The organism is Pueribacillus theae, from assembly GCF_003097615.1.
In the GTDB taxonomy this organism is placed as follows: domain Bacteria; phylum Bacillota; class Bacilli; order Bacillales; family UBA6769; genus Pueribacillus; species Pueribacillus theae.
This window is the reverse complement of record NZ_QCZG01000002.1, coordinates 56,608-83,538: the sequence shown is the minus strand read 5'-3', so window position 1 is coordinate 83,538 and position 26,931 is coordinate 56,608. Positions and strand designations below refer to the sequence as shown.

Annotated in this window: 25 protein-coding genes and 1 pseudogene; 22 read left to right on the top strand and 4 right to left on the bottom strand. The window is 41.3% G+C overall.

The features are described from left to right. Positions 1 to 15: 15 nt before the first annotated feature. The 3 genes from recN to spo0A all read left to right on the top strand — a co-directional run bounded on the left by recN (position 16) and on the right by spo0A (position 4,146). A complete protein-coding gene (gene recN / locus DCC39_RS01780; RefSeq protein WP_116553165.1) occupies positions 16 to 1,722 on the top strand; it encodes a DNA repair protein RecN in 1,707 nt (568 codons plus the stop codon). Positions 1,723 to 1,859: 137 nt separating this feature from the next. After that, the gene (spoIVB, locus tag DCC39_RS01770) at positions 1,860 to 3,158 is read left to right on the top strand and encodes a SpoIVB peptidase (RefSeq protein WP_116553163.1); all 1,299 of its coding nucleotides are present in this window, start codon (positions 1,860 to 1,862) and stop codon (positions 3,156 to 3,158) included. 187 nt (positions 3,159 to 3,345) lie between these two features. After that, the gene (gene spo0A, locus DCC39_RS01765) at positions 3,346 to 4,146 is read left to right on the top strand and encodes a sporulation transcription factor Spo0A (RefSeq protein WP_116553162.1); all 801 of its coding nucleotides are present in this window, start codon (positions 3,346 to 3,348) and stop codon (positions 4,144 to 4,146) included. Between the two features lie 98 nt (positions 4,147 to 4,244). On the opposite strand, the gene DCC39_RS01760 is transcribed toward spo0A, so the two are convergent. Beyond that, positions 4,245 to 4,490 (bottom strand): DUF2627 domain-containing protein, encoded by a 246-nt coding sequence (locus DCC39_RS01760; RefSeq protein WP_116553161.1) that lies wholly within the window; start codon positions 4,488 to 4,490, stop codon positions 4,245 to 4,247. Between the two features lie 293 nt (positions 4,491 to 4,783). Between DCC39_RS01760 and DCC39_RS01755 the strand changes: the two genes are divergently transcribed. The 15 genes from DCC39_RS01755 (at position 4,784) to DCC39_RS01685 (ending at position 20,501) form a co-directional block, all read left to right on the top strand. Then, positions 4,784 to 5,884, top strand: coding sequence for a Leu/Phe/Val dehydrogenase (locus tag DCC39_RS01755; RefSeq protein WP_116553160.1), 1,101 nt, complete (start codon positions 4,784 to 4,786; stop codon positions 5,882 to 5,884). A gap of 230 nt (positions 5,885 to 6,114) precedes the next feature. Then, entirely contained in the window at positions 6,115 to 7,560 is a 1,446-nt protein-coding gene (lpdA, locus tag DCC39_RS01750; RefSeq protein WP_116553266.1) for a dihydrolipoyl dehydrogenase, read from the top strand. Then, positions 7,550 to 8,542 (top strand): thiamine pyrophosphate-dependent dehydrogenase E1 component subunit alpha, encoded by a 993-nt coding sequence (locus DCC39_RS01745; RefSeq protein WP_116553159.1) that lies wholly within the window; start codon positions 7,550 to 7,552, stop codon positions 8,540 to 8,542. The genes lpdA and DCC39_RS01745 overlap by 11 nt, the downstream gene beginning before the upstream one ends. 11 nt (positions 8,543 to 8,553) lie before the next feature. Beyond that, positions 8,554 to 9,537 carry an alpha-ketoacid dehydrogenase subunit beta gene (locus DCC39_RS01740; RefSeq protein ID WP_116553158.1) on the top strand — a complete coding sequence of 328 codons (984 nt, stop codon included), beginning with the start codon at positions 8,554 to 8,556 and terminating at the stop codon, positions 9,535 to 9,537. A gap of 253 nt (positions 9,538 to 9,790) precedes the next feature. Then, positions 9,791 to 11,038 (top strand): dihydrolipoamide acetyltransferase family protein, encoded by a 1,248-nt coding sequence (locus DCC39_RS01735; protein ID WP_116553157.1) that lies wholly within the window; start codon positions 9,791 to 9,793, stop codon positions 11,036 to 11,038. A 120-nt stretch (positions 11,039 to 11,158) separates the two neighbouring features. Further along, on the top strand, positions 11,159 to 12,520 hold the full coding sequence (gene bioA, locus DCC39_RS01730; protein ID WP_116553156.1) for an adenosylmethionine--8-amino-7-oxononanoate transaminase: 1,362 nt from the start codon (positions 11,159 to 11,161) through the stop codon (positions 12,518 to 12,520). Further along, positions 12,517 to 13,743, top strand: coding sequence for an 8-amino-7-oxononanoate synthase (gene bioF, locus DCC39_RS01725; RefSeq protein ID WP_116553155.1), 1,227 nt, complete (start codon positions 12,517 to 12,519; stop codon positions 13,741 to 13,743). The genes bioA and bioF overlap by 4 nt, the downstream gene beginning before the upstream one ends. Beyond that, a complete protein-coding gene (gene bioD, locus DCC39_RS01720) occupies positions 13,667 to 14,404 on the top strand; it encodes a dethiobiotin synthase (protein WP_240613486.1) in 738 nt (245 codons plus the stop codon). Before bioF ends, bioD begins: the two co-directional genes overlap by 77 nt. Before the next feature lie 16 nt (positions 14,405 to 14,420). Further along, positions 14,421 to 15,425: a biotin synthase BioB gene (bioB, locus tag DCC39_RS01715; protein WP_116553154.1), complete on the top strand. Its 1,005-nt coding sequence runs from the start codon at positions 14,421 to 14,423 to the stop codon at positions 15,423 to 15,425. Between the two features lie 76 nt (positions 15,426 to 15,501). Further along, positions 15,502 to 15,924, top strand: coding sequence for a BrxA/BrxB family bacilliredoxin (locus tag DCC39_RS01710; RefSeq protein WP_116553153.1), 423 nt, complete (start codon positions 15,502 to 15,504; stop codon positions 15,922 to 15,924). Between the two features lie 261 nt (positions 15,925 to 16,185). Continuing rightward, complete coding sequence (locus DCC39_RS01705) at positions 16,186 to 16,935, top strand: gluconate 2-dehydrogenase subunit 3 family protein (protein ID WP_116553152.1); 750 nt, start codon at positions 16,186 to 16,188, stop codon at positions 16,933 to 16,935. A gap of 14 nt (positions 16,936 to 16,949) precedes the next feature. After that, positions 16,950 to 18,662, top strand: coding sequence for a GMC family oxidoreductase (locus DCC39_RS01700; protein WP_116553151.1), 1,713 nt, complete (start codon positions 16,950 to 16,952; stop codon positions 18,660 to 18,662). A gap of 106 nt (positions 18,663 to 18,768) precedes the next feature. Continuing rightward, positions 18,769 to 18,969 (top strand): twin-arginine translocase TatA/TatE family subunit, encoded by a 201-nt coding sequence (gene tatA, locus DCC39_RS01695; RefSeq protein ID WP_116553150.1) that lies wholly within the window; start codon positions 18,769 to 18,771, stop codon positions 18,967 to 18,969. Between the two features lie 8 nt (positions 18,970 to 18,977). Beyond that, the gene (gene tatC / locus DCC39_RS01690) at positions 18,978 to 19,799 is read left to right on the top strand and encodes a twin-arginine translocase subunit TatC (protein ID WP_116553149.1); all 822 of its coding nucleotides are present in this window, start codon (positions 18,978 to 18,980) and stop codon (positions 19,797 to 19,799) included. A 138-nt stretch (positions 19,800 to 19,937) separates the two neighbouring features. Continuing rightward, on the top strand, positions 19,938 to 20,501 hold the full coding sequence (locus tag DCC39_RS01685) for a L,D-transpeptidase (RefSeq protein WP_116553148.1): 564 nt from the start codon (positions 19,938 to 19,940) through the stop codon (positions 20,499 to 20,501). A gap of 73 nt (positions 20,502 to 20,574) precedes the next feature. Here the strand turns inward: DCC39_RS01685 and prli42 are convergent, their stop codons facing one another. Further along, positions 20,575 to 20,664 carry a stressosome-associated protein Prli42 gene (gene prli42 / locus DCC39_RS19030; protein WP_165820756.1) on the bottom strand — a complete coding sequence of 30 codons (90 nt, stop codon included), beginning with the start codon at positions 20,662 to 20,664 and terminating at the stop codon, positions 20,575 to 20,577. A gap of 244 nt (positions 20,665 to 20,908) precedes the next feature. Between prli42 and mce the strand changes: the two genes are divergently transcribed. The 4 genes and pseudogenes from mce to rnz all read left to right on the top strand — a co-directional run bounded on the left by mce (position 20,909) and on the right by rnz (position 25,130). Further along, the gene (mce, locus tag DCC39_RS01680) at positions 20,909 to 21,340 is read left to right on the top strand and encodes a methylmalonyl-CoA epimerase (RefSeq protein WP_116553147.1); all 432 of its coding nucleotides are present in this window, start codon (positions 20,909 to 20,911) and stop codon (positions 21,338 to 21,340) included. 74 nt (positions 21,341 to 21,414) lie between these two features. Then, positions 21,415 to 22,889 (top strand): annotated as a pseudogene (locus DCC39_RS01675) (acyl-CoA carboxylase subunit beta). 173 nt (positions 22,890 to 23,062) lie between these two features. Beyond that, positions 23,063 to 24,181, top strand: a complete 1,119-nt coding sequence (locus DCC39_RS01670) for a M20/M25/M40 family metallo-hydrolase (RefSeq protein ID WP_116553146.1) — start codon at positions 23,063 to 23,065, stop codon at positions 24,179 to 24,181. 31 nt (positions 24,182 to 24,212) lie between these two features. Further along, on the top strand, positions 24,213 to 25,130 hold the full coding sequence (gene rnz, locus DCC39_RS01665; protein ID WP_116553145.1) for a ribonuclease Z: 918 nt from the start codon (positions 24,213 to 24,215) through the stop codon (positions 25,128 to 25,130). On the opposite strand, the gene DCC39_RS01660 is transcribed toward rnz, so the two are convergent. Further along, positions 25,120 to 25,902, bottom strand: a complete 783-nt coding sequence (locus tag DCC39_RS01660) for a glycerophosphodiester phosphodiesterase (protein WP_116553144.1) — start codon at positions 25,900 to 25,902, stop codon at positions 25,120 to 25,122. The genes rnz and DCC39_RS01660 overlap by 11 nt on opposite strands. Before the next feature lie 72 nt (positions 25,903 to 25,974). Then, positions 25,975 to 26,823, bottom strand: a complete 849-nt coding sequence (proC, locus tag DCC39_RS01655) for a pyrroline-5-carboxylate reductase (RefSeq protein WP_116553143.1) — start codon at positions 26,821 to 26,823, stop codon at positions 25,975 to 25,977. Between the last annotated feature and the right edge of the window lie 108 nt (positions 26,824 to 26,931).

The following is a 26,931-nucleotide window of genomic DNA, read 5'->3' as shown; positions in this document are numbered from 1 at the left end:
AGGGTGTGATTAGAAATGCTTGCTGAATTATCGATAAAAAATTTTGCAATTATTGAGGCGCTCTCACTGTCTTTTGAAAAAGGCCTAACTGTGTTAACTGGGGAAACAGGAGCAGGTAAGTCTATCATAATCGATGCCATTCAATTGCTTTCAGGCGGAAGGGGTTCTTCCGAATACGTTCGCTTCGGTGAAAATAAAGCAGAAATTGAAGGCTTATTTTTTGTTGATGGGCAGCATAAGGCGATCAAAAAGCTTGAAGAACTCGGAATTGAATCGTCAGAAGGCATGATCGTTCTCCAAAGAAATATTTCACACACCGGAAAAAGCGTTTGCCGGATTAATAACAAACTCGTTACACTTGGTATTTTGCGTGAAATTGGTGGGACGCTAATTGATATTCACGGCCAACACGAGCATCAAGATTTAATGCAATCAGAAAACCATGTTACGCTTCTTGATGAATATGGGAAAACGCTTATTTATCCTGCACTCCAAGAATATAGAAAACTTTATAATAAATTCAATCAACTGAATAAGCAACGAAAACATTTATCAGAAAACGAGCAGAAAATTGCCCACCGTCTCGATTTGATTCAATATCAGCTAAAAGAGATTACAGAAGCAAATCTCATGAACAATGAAGATGAACAGCTATCTGAAGAAAAAGCAAAATTGTCTAATTTTGAAAAGCTATTCGAGTCCATAGGAAGCGCCTATGAAGCCTTGTCTCAAGACAATAAAGGACTTGATTGGGTGGGACATGCGATGGCGTTTCTTGACGGCGTTTCAGAGCTTGACGGGGAACTCCAAAATATACATGAAGCCATAACAAACAGTTTTTATGTTTTGGAAGACGCAACTTCCCAGTTGAGAGATAAACTTGACCATCTTGAATACAATCCTTCAAGGCTTGATGAGATTGAGGAACGCTTAAATGAAATTAATATGCTAAAAAGAAAATATGGTGACTCCATTGAAAGCATTCTTGAATACGCCGCAGGCATTGAAGAGGAGATTGAAACACTCTCCAACCGTGAAAAACATATTAGTGAATTAGAGAAAGAACTAAAAGATACAGCAGCCGCACTCCAATTAGAAGGAAAAAACCTCCGTGCGATTCGAAAAAAAGTTGCAGATTCACTCGTTGAACATATTCATGCAGAATTGAAATCACTTTATATGGATAAAACAACCTTTGCCGTTCAGTTTACCCCTTTAGAAACAAATCAAGCCAATGTAAATTTTTCAAAAAACGGCATTGATCAAATTGAATTTTTTATTTCGACAAACCCAGGCGAACCCTTAAAGCCCTTAACAAAAACGGCCTCTGGAGGGGAACTTTCAAGAATCATGCTAGCCCTAAAAACGATATTTTCCAACCAGCAAGGAATCACATCCATTATTTTTGACGAAGTTGACACAGGAGTTAGCGGTCGTGTTGCTCAAGCCATGGCAGAGAAAATTCAACAACTATCCATCACTTCGCAAGTTTTTTGCATCACCCATTTACCACAAGTTGCCGCAATTGCAGATAGCCATCTCTATATTTCAAAAGAAATCACAAATGACAATCGGACCGTCACACATGTTACGAAATTGTCTGAAAATGAAAAAGTAAAAGAAGTGGCAAGAATGATCTCTGGAGTAGAAATGACAAAATTAACGAAACAGCATGCAAAAGAATTAATTAAGCTTGCATCGAAAAATAAATCGTCATCTTGAAAAGCTATCCAATAGTGGAATAGCTTTTCTTTGCCTTATTGTTATAATATTTAAGCCCAAGGTTAAATATAAGAATGCAGCCATGATGCATGTAGCCATAATGGAGGTGTGGATAAGGAGCGAGGAGAGTGAAGGGTTTGAAAATAGATAACATAAGAAAGATGATCGGTTTAGTTCTCCTTTGTTTCTTGATTAGTATCGGGTTTCTAAAACCGGTTCAACAATATTTAAACGTACCGAACGAAATTCATTTATTTGAGAATGACGAAGTTGTGATCACGGATATACCTGCTCAATCAAGCGTTTCTAAAAACAACGAAGCGATTTTTTCGTTTAAAGATTCTACAGAAGATTCTTTAACCTTGGAAGGCGACGATGCAGGGAGTGATTCCATAACAGTCAGCGCAGGAAACTTTCCCGTAAAAAAAGTCGATGTAAACGTACTTCCTGATTTTCGTGTGATACCCGGCGGACAATCGGTCGGGGTTAAATTAAACACATATGGGGTGTTGGTGGTAGGCCACCATCTTATTAATACGAAGCAAGGAGAAACATCGCCAGGCGAAAATGCTGGCATTAAAGTGGGAGATGTCATAACAGAAATTAATGGCGAAGAAGTGAAGCATATGGCTGATCTCGCCCCTTATATTGAAAAAGCCGGCAAAACTGGAGAAGAGCTGAACTTTACAGTTTTGCGTGACAATAAAAAATTTGAAAAAACGGTAAAGCCTGTAAAAGACAGCAATGAGAAATCGTACCGGATCGGATTATATATTCGTGACTCAGCCGCCGGAGTTGGCACATTAACATTTTACCACCCGGAATCGAGTAAATACGGAGCGCTTGGCCATGTCATTTCAGATATGGACACAAAGAAACCCATTATTGTAAATAATGGCCAAATTCTTAGTTCATCTGTCAATTCAATTGAAAAAAGCAGCAATGGCCATCCAGGGGAAAAGTTGGCTCAATTTACAAACGAAAAGCCACTTGGAACAATTACGACAAACAGCCCTTTCGGTATTTTTGGCAAATTAAATCACTCACTAAAAAACAATATTTACGATAAACCCATACCAATTGCGTTATCAAGCGAAGTGAAAGAAGGCCCAGCGAAAATTTTGACTGTCCTTGAGGGGGACAAAGTGGAAGCTTTTGATATTGAAATCATAAGCTCTGTAGAACAAAAATTCCCCGCAACCAAGGGAATGGTTGTAAAAATGACAGATCCTAGGCTCGTTGAAAAAACCGGGGGAATTGTCCAAGGAATGAGCGGAAGCCCAATCATTCAGAACGATAAATTGGTCGGTGCTGTCACACACGTATTCGTGAACGATTCAACAAGTGGATACGGAGTTCATATTGAATGGATGCTAAAAGAAGCTGGAATCGATATTTATAAGAAGGAAAGCAAAGAAAAGCGGGTGGCGAGCTAAGCTCCCGCCCTTTTTCTTGCCCAAAAATCGACAGACAAGTGGCAAATGAAGTCGAAAAATATAGAAAAATAAAGTCAATTTAAGATTTTATGGATAAAATTACATGTTATAATGAAAAAAGGAAAAAAGAAGAAACCATTATGAATATTTTTATCGATGGGACTTGAAAACTGAGGAGGAATTGTCGTTGTTAAAAACAAAAGTAGGTATCGCAGATGATAATCGGGAAGTCGTTCATCTTATAAACGAATACTTAGGTGCCCAAGATGACATGGAAGTAGTTGGAACCGCTCATAATGGCCTTGAGTGTATCCAAATGATTAACGAGAAGAGGCCCGACGTGCTATTGCTTGATATTATTATGCCTCATATGGATGGGTTAGCTGTTCTTGAAGAAATACGTAAAGGTAGCGCACACCCAAATGTCATTATGTTAACCGCTTTTGGCCAAGAAGATGTAACAAAAAAATCAGTTGAACTCGGTGCAGCATACTTTATTTTAAAACCTTTTGATATGGAAAATTTAGTAAACACAATTCGCCAAATAAACGGGAAGAAACCTGAATTTATTCAAAGTTCTGCACCTGTCCAGCTGCAAAAAGAATCAAAAGTGAAAAATCTTGATGCAAGTATAACAAATATTATTCATGAAATAGGCGTTCCTGCGCATATCAAGGGATATATGTATTTAAGAGAAGCCATTTCGATGGTTTATCATGATATTGATTTGTTAGGGTCTATTACAAAAGTTCTTTATCCCGATATCGCAAAAAAATATAAAACAACTTCCAGCCGTGTTGAGCGGGCGATTCGCCACGCGATAGAAGTTGCCTGGAGCCGGGGGAATATTGACTCAATCTCTTCATTATTTGGCTACACCGTCTCAATGTCCAAAGCAAAGCCGACAAATTCTGAGTTCATCGCCATGGTCGCGGACAAATTAAGAATCGAACATAATATTCCTTCTGTCATTTCGAATAGCAAGTGACATCCTCTCTCCTTTGAAATGAAGGGCGTTCTCGCCTAATGATCGTAAAAATTAAAGGTGCTCTTGACTGTTGAAGCTATTCAACAATCAAGAGCATTTTATTTATTATCGTTTTTTGAGAAGCGGGGTTGAAGCTTGTTTCTTTTTCGATCTCGATAAAAAATAAAACTTCCAATGAAAAAAAGCCCAACGATGAAGGCAAGGAAACCAATTAAAAATTGCAGCCAAAGAACTGGATAAGGTGAATTTAATATTCCAAACAACGTATCTCTCATTTGTTTAATTCCATAGACACCAAGCAAAACAGGAGAAACAACAATTAATAAAGCCAAAAGCCTTTGCATACATGTATCCACCCTTTATTAAAATCCTGTGCGGCTACTCGAAAGGGCTCGAATATGTACCGCTTTCTTTTTAAAGTATAACCGAAGGCTCGTACATTTGCCATTACTGCGCTCCGAAAGGTATGATAGTAACGGTAAATATTATTGAAGGCATATGATATAGCATAACAAACAGCGAGAAAAACGCCACATCCTTATTTTAATGAACAATGCTGATTAATTGGTCTTTAGCAGCGCGGTTTTGCCTGAAGAGAACCTAAGAAAAAACCATTTTTGTAAGAGGAGGCATGGAAATGGCTATTTTTGATCAGATGAAAAATGATGATTATGAACAAATCGTGTTTTGCCAAGATAAAAATTCTGGTTTAAAAGCAATTATTGCGATTCATGATACGACACTTGGCCCTGCACTTGGCGGAACGAGGATGTGGGAGTATGATTCGGAAGAGCAAGCTTTGGAGGATGCCTTAAGGCTTGCGAAAGGAATGACATATAAAAACGCGGCGGCAGGCCTTAATTATGGCGGCGGAAAAACGGTGATTATCGGAAATCCAAACAAGGATAAGAGTGAAGAAATGTTTCGAGCCTTTGGCCGTTTTGTACAAAGTTTGAATGGACGATACATCACGGCGGAAGATGTCGGCACGACGGTAGAAGACATGGACATCATTCACGAAGAGACTGACTTTGTTACAGGGATTTCACCTGCATTCGGTTCATCAGGCAATCCTGCTCCGGTTACGGCTTACGGCGTCTATAAAGGAATGAAAGCAGCCGCTGAGGAAGCATTCGGGACAGATTGTCTGAAAGGGAAAACAATTGCCGTACAAGGAGTTGGAAATGTCGCCTATCATTTATGCAACTATTTGCATGAAGAGGGCGCTGAACTAATCGTGACAGATATAAAAAAATCGTCGGTTGAACGGGCGGTTCGGGATTTTAACGCAAAAGCGGTCGATACGGACGAAATTTATTCGGTTCAATGTGATATTTTCTCTCCATGTGCGCTTGGCTCTGTTGTAAATGACAAGACAATTTCCCAATTTAAAGCGAAAGTGATTGCCGGATCTGCAAACAATCAGCTAAAAGAATCACGCCATGGCGATATCATTCATGAAATGGGGATCATCTACGCCCCGGACTATGTAATCAATGCCGGCGGGGTAATTAATGTCGCAGATGAATTGATCGGTTATAATAGGGAACGTGCGATGAAAAAAGTTGAATCAATTTATGATAATATAAAAAAGGTGATTGACATCTCAAAACGGGATCAGATTCCGACCTATCGAGCTGCTGATCGATTGGCAGAGGAACGAATCGAAAAAATAAAAAATTCCCGTACGCAATTTTTGTTAAGGGAGAAGCATATATTAAGACGTAAAAACTTATAAGTTCGCTCAAAACGTCCGCTCGCAGGATGTGCATGAGTGCCACGTTTCCACTGGACGTAGGGAATTTAGGCGTTGTACCTTAATCCGCAGTCAGCCATCCTGTGCAAGAGCCAGGATGGCGACTTTGGCCACAGGACGCAGCCTGTTTAGTTGAATTTGAACGCTTTTTTCCTTTTTTGAACTTTACCATTACTTTAAAGAGGTTTTTTGGAATTGAAAGGACGTATGAAATGGCTAACGATTATGATCTTGTCATCTTAGGAGGGGGAATGGGCGGCTATGTTGCAGCCATTCGCGCCGCCCAGTTGAATTTAAAAACAGCAATTGTTGAAAAAGATAAATTGGGAGGCACTTGCCTCCATCGCGGGTGCATTCCGAGCAAGTCCCTTTTAAAAAGCGCAGAAGTTTACAAAACTGTAAAAAACGCCATGGATTTCGGAATCTCGACTAATCATGCAACACTGGACTTTTCCAAAGTCCAAACGAGAAAAAAAACAATTGTCGAGAGGTTGTACAAAGGGATTCAATCCTTAATGAATAAAGGAAAAATAGACGTTTATGAAGGAACAGGAAGATTGTTGGGCCCTTCGATTTTTTCTCCGCTTGCTGGCGCTGTTTCAATCGAAATGAATAATGGGGCAGAGAATCAAATCCTTGCTCCGAAAAATCTTATCATTGCAACAGGCTCATGCCCCAGGCAGCTTAAGGAAATTCCTTATGACAATCAACATATTCTTTCGTCTGATGACGCGTTAGAACTTGAGTCGCTACCCGCATCAATTACAATTATTGGCGGAGGAGCCATCGGTATCGAATGGGCTTCGATGCTTACTGATTTTGGGGTGAAGGTTACCATTTTAGAGTACGCTGAACAACTATTGCCAACCGAGGATAAGGAAATAAGTAATGAAATTTCGCTTCAGTTGAAAAAAAGAGATGTGCAGATTGTTACAGATGCAAACATTTTATCGTATTCAATCGAAGAAAATGATAGCGTAAAGATTCAAGTCACTTGTAATGGGGAACAAAAAGAATATGTTTCCGAAAAGGTGCTCGTTTGCGTTGGACGGGAAGCAGTCATTAATGATATTGGGTTAGAAAATACGGAAATCGAAATTGATGCTCATTACATAAAAACAAACGAAAATTATCAGACGGCGGAATCGCATATTTATGCGGTTGGAGATTGCATTGGCGGCCTTCAATTAGCGCACGTCGCTTCAAAAGAAGGGATCACAGCTGTCGAACATATAGCAGGTCTTAAACCTGACAAGGTGAACTACGAAGACATTCCAAGATGCGTTTATTCGAGCCCGGAAATTGCCAGTGTCGGGCTGACTGAAAAAGAATCAAAAGCAAAAGGTTACCATATAAAGACCGGGAAGTTCCCATTCCACGCAAATGGGAAAGCGCTCATTCACGGTGAAAAGAATGGTTTTGTCAAATTCGTTGTCGATGCGGAGACAAACGACTTGCTTGGTGTCCATATGATTGGCCATCAAGTAACCGAGCTAATCTCGGAAACGGGGTTGGCAAAGGTTCTTGATGCAACACCTTGGGAAATTTCACAAACGGTTCATCCGCATCCGTCATTGTCTGAGATCATTTTTGAATCGGCTTTATCTGTTGATGGATTACAGCTGCATAGTGAAAGGGGGCTACAAAATGTCCAATAATTACCATGAATCACTTGGCTTAACGGATCAAGATGTTTTGAACATGTATGAAACGATGCTTCTTTCAAGAAGAATTGATGAAAGAATGTGGCTGCTGAACCGTGCTGGGAAAATCCCTTTTGTCGTCTCTTGCCAGGGACAGGAAGCGGCACAGGTTGGCGCCGCATTTGCACTAGATCGGGAGAAGGACTATGCATTGCCATATTACCGGGATGTAGGCGTCGCTTTGGCGTTTGGAATGACTGCAAAAGAGCTTATGCTGTCTGCATTTGCCAAGGGAGAAGATCCGAATTCCGGCGGGAGGCAAATGCCTGGACATTTCGGACAAAAGCGGAACCGTATTGTCACCGGGTCATCTCCAGTAACAACACAAGTGCCGCATGCGGTTGGGATCGCGCTTGCTGGAAAAATGGAGGGCAAGTCTTTTATCACATTCGTGTCTTTTGGGGAAGGTTCTTCCAACCAGGGAGATTTCCATGAAGGCGCCAACTTTGCGGGCGTTCATAAGCTGCCGGTTATTTTCTTTTGTGAAAATAATCAATATGCCATTTCAGTTCCCGCCTCTAAACAGCTCGCTTGCGAGAAAGTTTCCGATCGTGCGATTGGCTATGGAATGCCGGGTTTTACTGTTGATGGAAATGATCCTTTAGCTGTTTATGAAGCAGTAAAACGTGCAGCCGAAAGGGCAAGGAAAGGCGAGGGGCCAACTTTAATAGAAGCAATGACAACCCGTTTAACAGCCCATTCCAGTGATGACGATCATCGAATCTATCGAAGTGAGCAAGAGTTAGAGGAAGATCGAAAGAATGATCCAATCATTCGATTTTCAGACTATTTGAAGCAATCGAATGTATTAACGGACAAGCTTGAAAAAGAATTAGAAGAGCGAATTGGACATCTTATCGATGAAGCAACAGAATACGCGGAAAAAGCGCCATTCGCTGAACCCGAATCAGCTTTAAAACATGTTTATGCGGAATAGGGGGAAAATGGATGCCTGTCATATCATACATTGAAGCAGTGACACAAGCACTGGACGAAGAAATGGAACAGGATAAAAAGGTTTTTGTTTTAGGCGAAGACGTCGGTGTAAAAGGCGGCGTTTTTCGTGCGACAGATGGCCTTTACAAAAAATATGGAAAAGAAAGAGTGATTGACACGCCTTTGGCAGAATCAGCGATTGTGGGCGTCGGTGTAGGCGCAGCAATGTACGGTATGCGGCCCGTCGCTGAAATCCAGTTTGTCGATTTTATTCTGCCTGCGGTTAATCAAATTGTTTCAGAGGCAGCAAAAGTTAGATACCGTTCGAACAATGATTGGAGTTGTCCAATTACCATTCGTGCGCCGTATGGCGGCGGAGTGAACGGCGCATTATATCATTCCCAATCGATCGAGGCGCTATTTGCAAACGTTCCGGGTCTAAAAGTTGTCATGCCGTCAACACCGTATGACGTAAAAGGATTGCTGAAATCAGCAATCAGGGATGAGGATCCTGTTTTATTTTTTGAACATAAGCGGGCTTACCGCCTGATTAAAGGTGAAGTGCCTGAAGAAGAATACACATTACCAATTGGAAAAGCCGATGTAAAACGTGAAGGCGAGGATGTTACCGTTATTACATATGGGCTGGCCGTACATTTTGCTTTGCAGGCAGCGGAAAACTTGAAAAAAGAAGGGATTTCTGTTCATCTGCTTGATTTGCGCACGGTCTATCCGCTTGATAAAGAAGCAATTATTCAAGCAGCATCAAAAACAGGCAAGATTCTTTTAATTACTGAGGCGAATAAAGAAGGCAGTATCATGAGCGAAGTATCTGCCATTATTGCCGAAAATTGCTTGTTTGACTTGGATGCGCCGGTTCAGCGCCTTGCCGGTCCTGACGTACCCGCTATGCCCTATGCAGCACCGCTTGAAAAATTTTTTATGATAAACCCAATAAAGATAGAAAATGCCTTGCGTCAATTAGCAGAGTTTTAATTGGAATGGGGGGTTCAAAAAGGAGGGCAACGAGAGGCAAGAAGGTCGAGGAAGCGTAGCTCTGAGCACCGCATCGTATGTTTGTTTGTAGGATACGTGAGGAGCGGAAGAGCAAGCTGACAAAGAGATTCGCCGCCTCTTAAGGAAGTTCGACTAAAGGCATCACGTCCTGTGATAACGTCGAACTGACTTGCATCCTGTAAGTCTCCAGACTTTTTGAACATCCTCATTAGGATTTGGAGGAGGTCAAGGAGTGAAAACCAAAAAGGTGATCATGCCCCAGCTAGGTGAGAGTGTTACAGAAGGTACGATTAATAATTGGTTTGTAAAAGAAGGGGAAACCGTAAAGAAATACGATCCCCTCGCTGAAGTGCTAACTGATAAAGTCACTGCCGAAATACCGGCTTTATTTTCTGGAAAGATAACGCAAATTATTGCAAATGAGGGTGAGACCATCCCTGTCGGCGAATTAATTTGTTACATAGAAGTAGAAGATTTTGAAGCGGATGGTCCGAATTTGAAGGATGCGAGAAGTATGAAGGAAGAAGATAAATCTCAACCTGCCACACAAGAACCTATGTTAAACATTGAAAACAAACGCCGTTATTCTCCTGCTGTTTTAACATTAGCGCAAGAGCACGGAATCGATCTTAATAAGCTAAATGGAACCGGGAAAGGCGGCAGGATTACGAGAAAAGATGTTCAAAAGGTGATTGGCAGCGGAAAGCAAATCATTGAAAAGCCTGATGAAGCTGCCATACCTGAAAAGGAGAGGGTTGTTGAAATACAACCCGCAGCTGGCGATATTGAAATCCCACTAACCGGCATCCGTAAAACGATTGCCGCCAACACGGTTAGGAGCGTGCAGGAAATACCGCACGGCTGGATGATGGTTGAAGCAGACGTTACTGATCTTGTCGCTTACCGTGACAGCATCAAAGAGGATTTTAAGCGAAAAGAAGGTTTCAATTTAACATATTTCGCTTTCTTTGTTAAAGCGGTTGTTGAAAGTTTAAAGCAATTTCCAGAACTTAATGCGACATGGGGAAAAGATAAAATTATTCAGAAAAAAGATATTAATATTTCCATCGCTGTAGCGTCTGGCAATGTTCTCTTTACGCCTGTCATTAAGCATGCGGATGAAAAAAGCATTAAAGGGATTGCAAAAGAAATTGTTGAACTTGCAACGAAAGCACGAAACGGTAAATTAACGAGGGAAGATGTGGAAGGCGGTACGTTTACAGTAAACAACACTGGTGTGTTTGGTTCCGTTCAATCCATGGGTATCATTAACCACCCGCAAGCTGCAATATTGCAAGTCGAATCGATCGTTAAGCGTCCGGTTGTCATGGACAATGGCATGATGGGCCCTAGAGATATCATTAATCTTTGCTTATCTCTCGATCACCGTGTGTTGGATGGGCTTGTCTGTGGGCGCTTCCTTGCAGCAGTTAAAGAAAAAGTAGAAGCGATGAATGCTTCGAATATTTCACTTTATTAAACCATTACGTTTAAGCGTAGTGGTTTTTTTGTCTTGACATACTTTTCTGTAAATGGGAAAATCTTAAATGTAAACCTAACCAATAAAAAGGTTAACATTTATTTTAAAAGGAGGAGGCGCATGTCACATCATCAAACCTTACTTGATATCAGCAAAAAACATCTTTGGCTACCGTTTACGCAGATGAAAGATTATGAAGAAAATCCATTAATTATTGAAAGCGGGGAGGGCATCAAAGTAAAAGATACGGAAGGAAATGAATATTATGATGGCTTTTCTTCCGTATGGCTGAATGTTCACGGACATCGAAAAGAAGAATTAAATCATGCAATAAAAGAACAGTTAAACAAAATCGCCCATTCAACATTGTTGGGGATGACAAATATTCCGGCTACAGAGCTTTCAGAAAAAATCATTCAAATTGCTCCTAAAGGACTGAGCCGAGTCTTTTATTCAGACAGCGGCGCGACGGCAGTTGAAATCGCGATCAAAATGGCTTTTCAATATTGGCAAAATATTGGAAAGAGCGGCAAGCAAAAGATCATTTCATTAGAAAATGGTTATCACGGGGACACAATTGGAGCAATTAGCGTTGGTTCCGTTGAACTCTTTCATAAAATCTACAAACCGCTCATGTTTCACAGTTTTAAAACACCGTATCCGTATGTTTACCGCCACGAAAGCGGGGACCCAGACATATGCCGCGAAGAGTGTTTGGAAAATTTAAAATCATTGCTCCAGAACCACCACCATGAATGCGCAGGGCTCATTGTTGAACCGATGATGCAAGGGGCTGGCGGTATGATCTCCATGCCGAAAGGTTTTCTTTCTAAAGTTAGGCAACTATGCAGTGAATATAACGTACTTCTCATATGTGACGAGGTGGCAACCGGATTCGGCAGAACCGGGAAAATGTTTGCTTGCAATCATGAAGAAGTGACTCCGGATATTATGACTATCGGAAAAGGATTGACAGGCGGGTATTTACCGGTTGCGGCAACCTTGACTTCAGAGGAGATTTACCAAGCCTTTTATGCAGACTATCATGAAATGAAAACATTTTTTCACGGGCATTCCTATACCGGGAACCAGCTTGGATGTGCCGTTGCATTGGAGAATTTAAAGTTATTCGAAAAAGATAAAATTGTTGAATCTGTTGCAGAAAAATCAACCTTTGTCAGTGAACGCTTACATGAGCTTAAAGAGTTAGAGCATGTTGGAGATATACGCCAGATCGGGTTTATGGCAGGAATTGAGCTAGTTGCGGACAAGCGAACGAAGCAACCGTTTGAAGCTGCGGAACGAATGGGGTACCATGTCACTTTAAAAATGCGAGAGCATGGCATGTTAAGCCGGCCAATGGGAGACGTGCTTGTTTTTATGCCGCCGCTTGTATCGCAAAAACAAGATTTACAGGCGATGATTGACATTATGAAAGCATCAATTGAAGAAGTTACGATGAAGGATGAAGTCGTTTTATGAACAGCTATCATTTTTACCATAATGAACTACAGAGATTACGGGATCATCACATCTATCGTGAAATGCGGACAATTGAATCATTGGATGGCGCTGTTACAGTCATTGACGGCAAAGAAATCATCCAGTTCGCAAGCAACAACTATTTAGGGTTTGCAACACATCCTAGGTTAATAGCTGCTTCCATAGCTGCAACACGTGATTTTGGGACTGGCAGCGGCGGTTCCCGGCTTATCACAGGGAATTTTCGGTTGCATGAACAGCTGGAGAAGAAGATCGCAACGTTTAAAGGCACTGAGAAGGCACTTTTATTCAGCAGCGGCTATCTTGCAAACGTTGGGGCGGTTTCTGCTTTGCTGGATGAAGGCGATGTTATTTTCAGCGATGAACTTAACCATGCAAGCATTATTGATGGTTGCCGATTAAGCAAAGCAAAAACAGTTATTTACAAACATTTGCAAACGAATGACCTGGAAGAAAAAATGCGAAAGTTTTCAGGCCGCAAAAAGCTAATCGTGACAGATGGTGTTTTTAGCATGGATGGCGATATTGCCCCGCTTCCCGAAATCACCCGTTTGGCTAAAAAATACGATGCGATGGTGATGGTTGATGATGCACACGCCACAGGAGTTATCGGCAAAGGAACAGCAGAATATTACGGATTGGAAAATAAAGTTGATCTCACAATCGGCACATTAAGCAAAGCAATTGGAACCGAAGGCGGCTTCGCAGCAGGAAGCGAAACATTGATCGATTATTTGAAGAACAAATCGCGTCCATTTATCTTCCAAACGTCTCTATCACCCGGAGTGATTGCGGCGGCTTCAGAAGCTTTTCGTCTTTTGGAAGAAGAGCCGCATCATGTAAAAAAGCTTTTAAACAATGCTGCATTTGTCCGCAATGAATTGGTGCGCATGGGGTTTAAAGTGATAGAAGGAAATACGCCAATCGTTGCCGTTTTAATCGGTGAAGAAGAAAAGGCGCTACTGTTTGCAGAAAAACTTTATGAATGCGGAATTTACGCGCCTGCCATTCGAACGCCAACCGTTCCAAAGGGGAAAAGCCGAATCCGAATCACACTTATGGCGACCCATCAACAAGAACAAATAGACCATTTATTAAACGCTTTTCTCCATGCAGGAAAAGAACTTGGGGTATTGCCTTCGTTCGCGTCATCACTTACAGGAGGTGTTAGCGATTCGCGGTTTTTTTGTTACGGGCACTGATACAGAAATCGGAAAAACATTTGTTACTGCCGGGTTGGCTGCCGCTTTGAAAGAAAATGGACTTGATCTCGGAGTATGGAAGCCGATGATGAGTGGAACGAAAAGAGAAGATCCGACAAGTGATGCGTTTCTATTGAAATCTTTTGCAGAAGATCCGAACCCCCTTGAATGGATTAACCCTTTTCAATTTGATGAACCGTTAGCCCCTTATACGGCGGCGAAGAGAGAAAACCGAATAATCACGAAAGAAATGCTGCTTGATAAATGGAATAAAGTAAATGGAACCCATGACTTCTTTTTGGTCGAAGGAGCCGGGGGCTTTGCCGTTCCATTCTCGGAATCATTTCTTGCAAGTGAGCTTGCGAAAGAGCTTCAGCTGCCATTATTAATTGTTGCCAGGCCATCTTTAGGGACAGTCAACCACACGCTGTTAACGATTTTTTATGCGAGGCAGTTGTCAATCCCGATCGCCGGCGTCATTATCAATGGCGTAAAGGATAACGAATTAGGAATTGCCGAACAAACAAATCCGGGATTAATTGAGGAAGTTTCAAACGTTCCGGTGCTAGGAACGATTCCATTTCTCGCAAATAAAAGCCGGAAAGAAATTTGCGAGGCCATTCAAAACAATATTGACATCGAACGATTGCTAAAAATGTAAAGGGGGAATGAAAAGTATGACAACAACAAAAGTAAACACAATTCAAAAATGGGAAGAATTTGCAGACAAAGCATTAAATGGGGAAATTTTAACGGAAGAAGAAGCGCTGCGGATTTTAAATGCCCCAGATGAAGACCTGTTGCAAATCCTTCATGCGGCTTATCGTGTCCGTAAACATTATTACGGAAACAAAGTAAAATTAAACATGATTATTAACGCAAAGAGCGGATTATGCCCTGAGGATTGCGGATATTGTTCCCAATCGATGACAGCGAACACACCTGTTGAAAAATACAGGCTTCTTGAAAAAGATGTTCTCGTACAAGGTGCAAAAGAAGCAATGCAAAGGAAAGCAGGCACGTACTGTATTGTCATGAGCGGGCGGGGCGCATCAAGCCGTGAAATTGATCAAGTCGTTGATGCTGTCAAAGAGATTAAATCGGAAATGCCGCTTAAAATTTGTGCGTGTCTCGGCATTTTGCCACAAGACAAAGTTGATCGCTTGAAAGAAGCAGGGGTTGATCGGTATAACCACAATTTGAATACGAGCAGAAGCCACCATGCGAATATTACGACAACCCATACATATGATGACAGGGTCAATACAGTTGAGAATGTGAAAAGCGCCGGGATTTCACCTTGTTCCGGGTGTATTATTGGAATGGGTGAAACTAAAAACGAAGTGTACGAAATGGCGCTTGAACTTCGAAAATTGGATGCTGATTCTATCCCGGTAAATTTTTTGCATGCGATACCGGGGACAAAGCTTGAAGGGATGGATGAATTAACACCTTCCTATTGCCTTAAAGTACTGGCCCTTTTCCGCTTTATGAACCCATCGAAAGAAATTCGCATCTCAGGAGGCCGAGAAGTGAATCTTCGCTCATTGCAGGCAATGGGGTTATACGCGGCAAATTCAATTTTCGTTGGGGATTATTTAACGACAGAAGGTCAGCAATACTCGTCAGATCATCAAATGATTGAAGACTTAGGCTTTGAAATTGAGGAATGCGCTCTTTGATGTAAGTGCTTTAAGTTGAATTCCTTCCTAGTCCCTTGATAAAATAAAACTATCATCAAAAGGAAGGATGAAATGAATGGACTTTAATTTATTTATGAAAGATATTGTTGATCAAGCACGCAGGGAAATGCGCGATTCAGGCTATACTGAATTAACGACTCCAGAAGAAGTCGATGAGGCAATGAAAAAGCAAGGAACAACGCTCGTTATGGTGAATTCAACTTGCGGCTGTGCCGGCGGAGTTGCTCGCCCGGCTGCCTATTATGCGCTTAAAAACGACAAAAAGCCTGACCATCTTGTAACCGTGTTCGCTGGACAGGATAGAGAAGCAACAGAGCAAGCGCGTACTTACTTTACGGGCTATCCTCCTTCATCTCCATCATTCGCTTTAATGAAAGATGGAAAAATCGTTGAAATGATTGCCCGTAATGATATCGAATCTTTTGACACAGAAGATGTTGTAAAAAAATTGCAAGACGCTTTTAATCAACATTGCTAAAAAGAAAAACGCTATCGCGCCTTTCTTAGAGGTGAGAGATTAGAGGTTGGATTTAATTTAATTGGCGAACGGCCAATTTATACCTTTGTATATAAAAATAGCTCAAGCTGTTGGAAAAACAACAACGCTTGGGCTTTTTTTATGCTCAATTTCAAAAAAATAATTCATAAAGATGTTTTTTATTCATTTCAGTGGGGAAAGATAGAAGCAAGTTAAGTAACCAAATTTATGTGCAATTTAAATGGTTTAGGAGGGATCTGATTGGCTGAAGAAAGAAAGAAAAACTTATCAAGGCGTGATTTTCTGAAAACGTCTGGTATTGCTACAGGGACTTTGCTTGGCGGTGGTTTAATCGGTGGTTTAGTAGGCTATAACGTCAAAAGGACAAATGTAGCGGAACCCGAAACGAAGACAGAAGCCCAAAAGACTGAAACCTTTAAGGGCAGGATGTTCTTTACAAACAACAAAGACTTTAACACACTCTCACAGGCGACTGAGCGGATTTTTCCCAAGGATGATCTTGGTCCCGGTGCGATTGATCTTGGTGTACCTTATTTCATTGATAATCAACTCGCTGGAAACTATGGAAATAACACGAAAGAATACATGCAAGGGCCATTTTTTGCCGGTGAGGCGACACAAGGCTATCAAAGCCGCTTGACAAGAGCTGAAATCTTTTCTCAAGGCATCGCCAAATTGAATGAAGAAGCAACGAAAAGGTTTAAGAAAAGTTTCTCTGAACTCGAAGGCAACCAAATGGATGAAATTTTGACAGATTTTCAAAAGGATAAAATTAAAATGACTGCCGTTTCCTCTGCATTCTTTTTTAGATTGCTGCGACAAGCAACATTGGAGGGAGCTTATGCTGATCCAATTTACAACGGAAACAACAATATGGATGCTTGGCGCATGAAAGGATTCCCAGGGCATCAAGCTTCTTATATCAACGTAATAGAGAATAAAGAATTTCAAAAAATTGATCCAAAATCAGTTTCGAGTATGATGCACTGAAAGGAGTAATGGATTTGGCTAAAACTTTGGATAAAGTAGATGTCGTAACAGTTGGAGTGGGATGGACAGGTGGCATTATTGCTGCCGAATGTGCCAAAGCAGGATTGAAAGTGCTTGGGCTGGAACGGGGGAAAGAAAGAGGGACGGAAGACTACTTAATGGTTCACGATGAATTCCGTTATGCTATTCGGTACGAACTTATGCAGGATTTATCAAAAGAAACGATTACATTTCGCAATAACCGAAAACAGAGAGCACTGCCCATGCGGCAAATGGGCTCCTTTTTATTAGGCGAAAATTTAGGTGGATCGGGTACACACTGGAATGGACATACGTGGCGTTTCTTGCCATATGATTTTGAAATTAAATCAATGACTGAAAAAAAATATGGAAAAGATAAAATTCCAAAAGATTATTTTGTCCGGGATTGGGGCATTACATACGACGAATTAGAGCCTTATTTTGATAAATTTGAAAAAACAGCTGGCATTTCCGGGGATGGGAAAAATCCGTTTGAAGGGAAACGGTCAAGTGATTATCCTACACCCCCGATGAAAAAAACACCTATCCTTAAAAAATTTGAGGAGGCAACAACGAATCTGGGATATCATCCGTTTATGCTTCCATCTGCAAATTTATCGGAAAAATATAAAAACCCGGACGGTGAAACAATCAACGCTTGCCAATATTGCGGTTTTTGTGAGAGGTTCGGCTGTGAGTATGGCGCGAAAACATCTCCGGAAATCACTGTTATTCCAACGGCAAGGAAAACAGGGAATTACGATATCCGTTTTCATGCCAATGTCACCGAGGTTCTGAAAAAAGGCGATAAAGTGACAGGGGTAAAGTTTATTGATCGGGTTTCTGGGGAAGAGTTTATCCAACCGGCTGATGTCGTTGTTTTAACTAGCTATGTGATGAATAATGCCAAGCTCTTAATGGTTTCGGGCATAGGAGAACAATACGATCCTGAAACAGGGCGCGGAACACTCGGCAAAAATTATTGCTATCAAATCTTGCCTGGTGCGACAGGATTTTTTGATGAACAAATGAACGTATTCATGGGAGCTGGCTCATTAGGCATGACGATTGACGATTTTAATGGGGATAATTTCGACCATAGTGACCTTGATTTTATCCATGGTGCGAGTCTTTCTTTAACTCAAACAGGGGCAAGGCCCATTCAAACGAATCCGGTACCGCCAGACACGCCAACATGGGGAGCTGAATTCAAAAAAGCTTCCATACACAATTATACACGCACTTTGAATGTCAGCGGCCAAGGTGCATCTATGCCGCATAAGGAAAATTACTTATCGCTTGACAGCAACTATAAAGATGCATACGGAGTGCCTTTGTTGCAAATGACGTATAATTTCACCGATCAAGATAAAGCGCTCCACAAATATTTAACTTCAAAAACAGAAGAAATTATGAAAGAAATGGGAGCAAAAACAGTCGTTCCTGGAAATCCATTGACAGATTACGATATCGTTCCTTATCAGACAACACATAATGTAGGTGGAACGACGATGGGTTCAGAGCCGGATACAAGTGTTGTGAACAATTATTTACAGCATTGGGATGCTGAAAATTTATTTGTTGTCGGCGCAGGAAATTTTCCTCATAACAGTGGTTATAATCCAACTGGAACGGTTGGCGCTTTGGCATATCGCTGTGCAGAGGGGATTATCAAATATAGCAAAAATGGAGGTTCTCTCGTTTGAGAAAAAACGGTCACGCGTTTTTCTTAGAGGAGAAAGGTTGGAGGTTAGACTTGATTAAATTGGCGAACTGCCAATTTATACTTTCCATATAAGAAGGAGGAAAAAAATGGGTTTTTCAACGATTGGCATTCCAGGTTTAATCATCATTCTTGTCATTGTACTTATTCTTTTCGGACCGAAAAAACTGCCGGAAATTGGCTCGGCAGTTGGAAAAACGTTGTTTGAATTTAAAAAATCAGCAAAAGATATTATGGAGGATAACGAGCCCCCTAAAAAAGAAGAGAAAAAACCAGACCCAGTACAGTAGGTGGTTGAATGGATCCGTACGAAGATCATAATCGAAAAGTCTTAAGCCCTTTGGATAAGCAATATGAAGAGAATAAGATAGTTGATTATGTTAAAGAAGAGGAAGAAAACAAAGAAGACGAAGGGACATTGGTTGAACATTTGACAGATTTACGGAAGCAGCTCATAAAGAGTGCTTTCGTATTTCTCTTCTTTTTTATAACCGTCTTTTCTACGATTAATATATGGTTCCCTTACATTACAAGAGGAAACGATCTTATTATTCTTGGCCCGCTTCAGGTTGTGAAATTTTATATGTCGATTTCACTCGCTTTGTCTCTTGGCTTATCATTGCCGTTTTTGGCCCATTTCATCTGGCAATTTGTAAAGCCGGGGCTCTATCCGAAAGAAGCGAAGTCTCTCGGATTATATGCCCCAATGATGCTAATTTTATTTATTATCGGGGTGGGCTTTGGCTATTTTGTCGTAAATCCCCTCAGTTACGATTTTTTATTGTCACTTGGCGCAATGAATTTCGATATTATGGTTTCCGCCGAAGAGTATGTGCGGTTTCTTATGATGACGACGATGCCGCTTGGGCTTTTATTTGAAATGCCTGTTATTGTAATGTTTTTAGCTTCGATTGATATGCTGACTGCAGAAACGATGAAGAAAGTCCGTAAATGGTCATACTTAGCGATTGCAATTATATCTGCCGTTATCACACCGCCTGATTTCATCAGCCAGCTGCTTGTTCTTATTCCAATGATTTTCTTATATGAAGGAAGCATTTACGTCATCAAAATCGTTGAGCGAAGAAAATCAAAAATGGAGTCGACTGCATCGATTTAAAGTGAAACTTTAGCGAAACTTAACGGGTGTTATGGGCAGACCCAAGCAGGGTATGAATAAATACCTTTATTTTCCCATAGGTAAACGAATGAAAGACCCTTCCGTTTGTCACCCTAAGAGGGAAGGGAGGAAACGAAAATGATGAAGGCATTGTCTTTTTTCCTAGCATTATCAGTAACTTTCATTTCGCCTATATGGCCTCTTGAACCGAATCCTCTTGTTGGGGATCCTTTTATTATTGTGAATAAAGCGACAAACAAGCTAGCATTTATCTCTAATGGGCGTATCCAATATATCAAGCCTGTTGCAACAGGAAAGGAAAAGACACTAACTCCTGAAGGAAAATTTACCATGATCGTAAAGGCTAAAGATCCCTATTACCGCAAATTAAACATACCGGGAGGGGCGGCAAACAATCCATTAGGCTCCAGATGGATCGGATTTGATGCATTACATACCGATGGGAGAACGTATGGCATCCACGGAACGAACGAACCTTCCTCAATCGGAAAATATATTAGCAATGGCTGTATACGGATGCACAACGAAGATGTTGAACGGTTGTATGACGAACTTCCATTAGGCACAAAAATCCTTGTTACTTCAAGCGATGAATCTTTTGCAGAATTGGCGAAGCAGCACGGTGCCATGAGTTCGAATAAACCTCTTGATTACCAGGAACCAGATAAAAGTAATAAATGAACATTGCCGGGGTCGATTTTACCTGAATAGTACCAAGGTAAATCGATCACCGTTACCGTTTAATAGAACCTGTTTATAAAAACGAAATGCCTGTTAGCAAAGATGATAAAAGCAATGCTGCGATCATAATGTAAACAACGAGTTTTATAAATTTACGTGACATGTCGAAACCCCCATTCATATCCTAAAAACATTGTACTAAGAAGCAATATTTGTGACAAGGTGTTAAAATAAGAAAAGCGCTGACGTGTCTTTCTTGGATGTTAGAAGTGAGAGATAAGATTGGTTTAAATTTGCGAAAAGGCAAATTTATTTTTAGAAAAGAGAAACTTCTTTTGCCAATTATCGACAAGTCCTTTAAAATAATATTTGAAAATTGAAAAGAAATTGGAGGGGGAGAACCATACATGGAAGATAAAAAGCCTCACAAAATTGATCACATAGGAGTTGCAGTCAAATCGTTAGAACATGCGCTGCCGTTCTATGTAGACCATCTAAACATGGCGCTTGAAGGCATTGAAGAAGTGGAATCTGAAATGGTAAAAGTAGCGTTCTTAAGAGTAGGAGAATCCCGGATTGAATTATTGGAGCCGACAAGTGAAGAAAGCCCGGTCGCTAAATTTATTGAAAAACGGGGAGAAGGAATCCATCATATCGCATTAGGCGTCCATTCAATTAATGAGCGTATTAAAGATTTGAAAAATGATGGAATTCGCATGTTAAATGAGCAGGCGAAAATTGGAGCCGGCGGCGCAAAAATTGCTTTTATCCACCCGAAACCTGCATCGGGTGTGCTCTATGAACTGTGTGAAAAACGGGCAACGGGGGAAGATAAATAATGGATATGTTTGATAAAATTTATGATTTATATGATCGTAAAGCGGAGATTGAACGCGGAGGCGGAGATGACCGCATTGACAAACAGCATGAAAAGGGAAAATTAACGGCAAGAGAGCGAATCAACCTTCTTTTAGACGAAGGCACGTTTGTTGAATTAAACCCTTTTATTGAACATCGTTCCCAAGACTTTGGGATGGATAAAGTGAAAGCGCCGGGAGAAGGTGTCGTTACAGGCTACGGTAAAATAGAAGGACGTCCGGTTTACTTATTTGCCCAAGACTTTACAGTCTTCGGTGGCGCGTTGGGTGAGATGCACGCCCGGAAAATTGCCAATGTAATGGACCTTGCCGCACAAAACGGCGCGCCATTCATTGGGTTAAACGACTCTGGCGGAGCTAGAATTCAAGAAGGCGTCGTGTCACTAGATGGGTACGGGCATATTTTTTACCGCAATGCCATCTATTCCGGTGTTATTCCACAAATTTCCGTCATCATGGGCCCTTGTGCCGGAGGTGCAGTCTATTCACCAGCGATAACTGACTTCATTTTTATGGTTGAAAAAACGAGCCAAATGTTTATTACTGGCCCAAAAGTCATCGAAACAGTCACGGGTGAGAAAATTTCTTCCGAAGACTTAGGCGGCGCAAAAGTAAATAGCTCAAAAAGCGGAAACGCCCACTTTACTGGGAAAACGGAAGAAGAGGTTTTGCAGCAAGTCCGCAAGCTGATTTCCTACCTGCCTCAAAATAATAAAGAAAAACCACCGGTCATTGAATGTAATCAAGAAGATGATCATTACCGGGAAGAATTGGCGGAGATTGTTCCAATCGACTCGACACGGCCATACGATGTGAGAAAGGTTATTGAGGAAGTTGTCGATAAAGACTCGTTTAATGAAATACATAAAGATTTCGCAAAAAACATCGTAATCGGTCTAGCAAGAATCAATGGAAAAGTGGTTGGACTTGTGTGCAATCAGCCAAAAGTAATGGCTGGAGGCCTTGACATCGACTCATCCGACAAGGCTTCCCGCTTTATTCGCTTTTGTGACTGTTTCCAAATTCCAATCATTACATTTGAAGATGTCACAGGATTTTTTCCTGGAATTAAACAAGAGCACGGCGGAATTATTCGGCACGGGGCAAAAATTTTGTATGCTTATTCCGAAGCGACGGTCCCGAAAATTACAGTCATCTTACGCAAAGCATATGGCGGAGCATATGTTGCATTAAACAGTAAGGCGATTGGGGCTGATCTCGTTTTCTCATGGCCGAATGCGGAAATTGCCGTAATGGGCCCTGAAGGTGCTGCAAACATTATTTTTGCAAGGGAAATTATGAATAGTGAAAATCCCGAGCAAACGAGGGCAAAAAAATTGAAGAGTATCGGGAAAAATTTGCGAACCCTTATGTCGCAGCGTCAAGGGGAATGGTTGATGATGTGATTGACCCTAGAGAAACAAGAGTAAAGCTTGTTCAGGCACTCGACATGTTAAATAATAAGGAAGAATCAAGGCCTAAGAAAAGGCACGGAAATATTCCTTTATAATGCGTGTTCAAAAAGGAGGACAACGAGAGGCAAGAAGGTCGAGGAAGCGTAGCTCTGAGCAACGGAGCGTATGTTTGTAGGATACGTGAGTAGCGGAAGAGCAAGCTGACGAAGAGATTCACAGCCTATCGTTCCCGGACTTTTTGAAAAACCTCTTTTTAGGTGGTGTTTACATGATTAACCAAGAACGGCTCGTAAATGAATTTATCGAGCTAGTCAAGATTGATTCGGAAACGAAGCATGAAGCAACTATTGCGAAAGCGTTGAAAGAAAAATTCAGCGCGCTTGGTGTCGACGTCATAGAGGATGATAGTGCTAAAAAAACGGGCCATGGAGCCGGAAATTTGATTTGCACAATGAAGGGAACCCTTGACGCGGATCCAATCTATTTTACATCTCATATGGATACAGTCGTTCCAGGCAACGGGGTGAAACCTTCCATTAAAAATGGCTACATCGTAACGGATGGGACGACGATTTTAGGCGCTGACGACAAAACAGGACTCGCGTCAATGGTTGAAGCCATCAAAGTTCTGCAGGAGCAAAAGATCCCGCATGGCGACATTCAATTTATTATTACCGTCGGAGAGGAATCCGGGCTTGTAGGAGCAAAAGAGCTGGATTCTTCCCTGATCAAAGCAAAATACGGCTTTGCTTTGGACAGTGATGGAAAGGTTGGCGACATCATTACAGCAGCGCCAACGCAAGCTCAAATAAAAGTGATCGTGAAAGGCAAAACGGCTCACGCGGGTGTCGCGCCTGAAAAAGGCGTTTCAGCCATAACGATTGCATCAAAAGCCATTGCAAAGATGCCTCTCGGCCGTATTGATGAAGAAACAACAGCGAATATTGGCCGGTTTGAAGGCGGGACACAGACAAATATTGTATGCGATTATGTCGAAATTCAAGCAGAAGCGCGTTCCCTCGTTCCTGAGAAGATGGACTCCCAAGTTGCAAAAATGAGAACGGCATTTGAGGAAGCTGCGAATGAAATGGGGGGCAATGCCGAATTTCAATCCGAGGTTGTCTATCCCGGCTTCAAATTTGATGAAAATGATCACGTTGTGAACATTGCGCAAGAAGCTGTCAAGAAGGTTGGAAGAACACCAAGACTGTTGCACAGCGGCGGTGGAAGTGATGCAAATATTATTGCTGGTTTTGGGATTCCTACTGTGAATTTAGCGGTTGGATATGAAGACATTCATACAACAAATGAAAAAATGCCGATAGAAGAATTAGTAAAAACTTCTGAGCTTGTCATCTCGATTATACAAACCGTTGCAGAAAAATAAACGGATACATGTTGTTGAAGGAGTAGATCGTGTGGAACTCCACTTTCTCGGAACAGGGGCAGGTGTTCCTTCTAAACAAAGGAACACGACTGCCATTGCTTTAAAGTTTTTAAATGATTATAAAGGGGCCTTATGGCTTTTTGACTGTGGTGAAGCAACCCAGCATCAAATGCTGTATACATCATTAAAATTATCAAAGCTGGAGCGAATCTTTATAACGCATTTACACGGTGATCATATTTATGGACTTCCCGGTGTTCTGGGAAGTCGTTCTTTTCAAGGCGGGAAATCGCCATTAACGGTTTATGGACCTAAAGGAATAGACAAGTTTATAAAGGCAACACTATCCATCAGCGAGACTCATCTTCACTATCCGCTCAAGGTTGTTGAAGTGGAAGATGGAATGTCCATCGATTTAAAAAGCCATACCGTTACGGTAAAAGAGCTTGAACATGCGATCCAATCGTTCGGTTACCGAATGAAAGAAAAAAAGAAACCCGGCAGCTTACTCGTTGATCGTTTAAAAGAAATCGGTGTAAAGCCAGGACCGGCGTATGCTGCATTAAAAAAGGGAGAACGTGTTACGCTTGATGACGGCCGCATATTAAACGGAGAGGATTTTGTCGGCCCTAAAAAGCCCGGCAAAACGGTTGTCATACTTGGCGATACAAGAGTATGCAAGAATGCTGAGGTGTTGGCTGAAAACGCCGACATTTTAGTTCATGAGGCTACGTTTATGGAAAGTGACCGAAAAATTGCCTATGAATATTTTCATTCAACGACCGTGGACGCGGCTAGGATCGCGAATAGAGCAAATGTTTCAAAGCTTATCCTGACCCATATCAGCTCTAGGTACCAAGGAGAACAAAGCAATTTACTTTTGAAAGAAGCAAGAAAAGTGTTTAAAAACACATTTCTTGCTTCCGACTTGGACATATTTACGTTTTGAAAAAGGAACCTTTAACCGCCAATCGTATTTTTTGAATGAATTTTTCGTGCAGGCCACCGCGTAATAATAACGCAGTTTTCGGATCATCGGTAATCATCGAATCAACATTCCACCGCATTAATTTTTTCATTACTTTTACGTGATTGATAGTATAAGGGCGTACTTTAATGTTGTGCTTGTGCATGGATTTCATATATTTTCTTGTTACATTTTTATAATGGGGATGGACAGCATCAAGCTGCATTTCGGCTGCGGCAAGCCAAGGTTTAACTTTCCGGCTTTTTTTATAAATAAACCCTATTTTATAATCGGGGTTTATTTTTTTCATTTCTAATAATGCTTCTCGGCTAAATGATGAAATAATGACCCGGTTGGCCATGCGATGAAATGTTATAACCTCGTGCACTTTTTCTATGAGCAAATGATCTTCTTTGTTTATTTTTAGTTCAATATTTACAATGAGATCCTTCGGTTTTGCCCATATAAGAAATTCATCCAGCGTAGGAATTCTTTCGCTTTGGTAAGCAGAGGAGAACCAACTCCCGGCGTCTAGAAATTTTAGTTCGGATACTGTTTTATTGCGCACTTTTCCTTTACCGTTCGTTGTCCGATTGAGCGTGGGATCATGAATAATGACAGGCACATTATCTTTTGATAGCTGCACATCAAGCTCAATTCCATCTGCACCGAGCTCGTATGCCTTTTTAAAAGCGCTCATCGTATTTTCGGGGCAATCCCTGCTTGCTCCACGGTGGGCAAATATAAGTGTCATTTACCGACGTTCCCTTCTTAACAGCAGTCAAATTTAACGAAGCTGAAACTGTAGGTTTTCCGTTGTTAAGAACTAATTATTTTTTGTGCTCGGCTTGTATAGCTCTTCCAGTTCGCGTGATCGATGAACGGCTGCGCTAATGCATTCGTGTATGGCTCTTTTTAAGTGATGGTCTTCGAGAGCTTGAATGCCGGCTTCCGTTGTCCCTTTCGGGCTTGTCACTTGCTGTCTAAGTTTTCGAGGCGATTCTTCCGTTCGGTTCATCATCTCTGCAGCACCTAGGAATGTTTGGATGATGAGGTGTCTAGCAGTCCCTTGAGGAAGGCCAAACTCAATTGCTTTTTCTTCCATGGCTTCTGCTAAATAATATAAATATGCAGGCCCGCTTCCAGAAATGCCGGTAACTGTGTGTAATTCATCTTCTTCGACTGTCGTTACCGTTCCAATAGCAGAAAATAGCTCTTTCGCCTTTATCAAATGTTCATCGGTTGTGTAGCTGCCTTTCGCAATAGCGGTGGCTGAATATCCAACAGCTGCTGAAGTATTTGGCATCGTACGAATAATGGGCATTTTGTCTGGCAGGTGTTCAGCGAAGAAATCAATGGATACACCTGCAATGATTGAAATGATGAGCTGATCGTTTGTGATATAACTTCTAATTGCGTCAATGCTTTCTCGCACGTCTTTCGGTTTAACGGCTAAAATGATCATTGTCGCATTTTCAAAAAGCTCGTTATAATCTCTTGTTGCCTCGATCGAATAGTCCGTTTTTAACTTGTTTAATTTTATGTCATCAGAGTGGTTTGTTGCCCAGATTTGTCCAGGTGGCAGAATTTCGTTTTTAAGTAAACCTTTAATAATGGATTCAGCCATGGACCCTGCACCAATGAAAACTATTTTTTCTTTTTCAAACAATGTCATTTCGCCTCTCAATTCTCTTAATTGATGAAAACATTATAGCAGTAAAGTATGAGGATATGTCAAACGATCAAGCATCAGAAGAACAAATAAAATGTGACTTTTCCGAAA

Coding starts and splice junctions, on each gene's coding strand:
- recN (WP_116553165.1), top strand. CDS start 16: ATGCTTGCTGAATTATCGATAAAAAATTTTGCAATTATTGAGGCGCTC.
- DCC39_RS01760 (WP_116553161.1), bottom strand. CDS start 4,490: ATGCAAAGGCTTTTGGCTTTATTAATTGTTGTTTCTCCTGTTTTGCTT.
- DCC39_RS01755 (WP_116553160.1), top strand. CDS start 4,784: ATGGCTATTTTTGATCAGATGAAAAATGATGATTATGAACAAATCGTG.
- lpdA (WP_116553266.1), top strand. CDS start 6,115: ATGGCTAACGATTATGATCTTGTCATCTTAGGAGGGGGAATGGGCGGC.
- DCC39_RS01745 (WP_116553159.1), top strand. CDS start 7,550: ATGTCCAATAATTACCATGAATCACTTGGCTTAACGGATCAAGATGTT.
- DCC39_RS01740 (WP_116553158.1), top strand. CDS start 8,554: ATGCCTGTCATATCATACATTGAAGCAGTGACACAAGCACTGGACGAA.
- bioA (WP_116553156.1), top strand. CDS start 11,159: ATGTCACATCATCAAACCTTACTTGATATCAGCAAAAAACATCTTTGG.
- bioF (WP_116553155.1), top strand. CDS start 12,517: ATGAACAGCTATCATTTTTACCATAATGAACTACAGAGATTACGGGAT.
- bioB (WP_116553154.1), top strand. CDS start 14,421: ATGACAACAACAAAAGTAAACACAATTCAAAAATGGGAAGAATTTGCA.
- DCC39_RS01710 (WP_116553153.1), top strand. CDS start 15,502: ATGGACTTTAATTTATTTATGAAAGATATTGTTGATCAAGCACGCAGG.
- tatA (WP_116553150.1), top strand. CDS start 18,769: ATGGGTTTTTCAACGATTGGCATTCCAGGTTTAATCATCATTCTTGTC.
- tatC (WP_116553149.1), top strand. CDS start 18,978: ATGGATCCGTACGAAGATCATAATCGAAAAGTCTTAAGCCCTTTGGAT.
- DCC39_RS01685 (WP_116553148.1), top strand. CDS start 19,938: ATGATGAAGGCATTGTCTTTTTTCCTAGCATTATCAGTAACTTTCATT.
- prli42 (WP_165820756.1), bottom strand. CDS start 20,664: ATGTCACGTAAATTTATAAAACTCGTTGTTTACATTATGATCGCAGCA.
- mce (WP_116553147.1), top strand. CDS start 20,909: ATGGAAGATAAAAAGCCTCACAAAATTGATCACATAGGAGTTGCAGTC.
- DCC39_RS01670 (WP_116553146.1), top strand. CDS start 23,063: ATGATTAACCAAGAACGGCTCGTAAATGAATTTATCGAGCTAGTCAAG.
- DCC39_RS01660 (WP_116553144.1), bottom strand. CDS start 25,902: ATGACACTTATATTTGCCCACCGTGGAGCAAGCAGGGATTGCCCCGAA.
- proC (WP_116553143.1), bottom strand. CDS start 26,823: ATGACATTGTTTGAAAAAGAAAAAATAGTTTTCATTGGTGCAGGGTCC.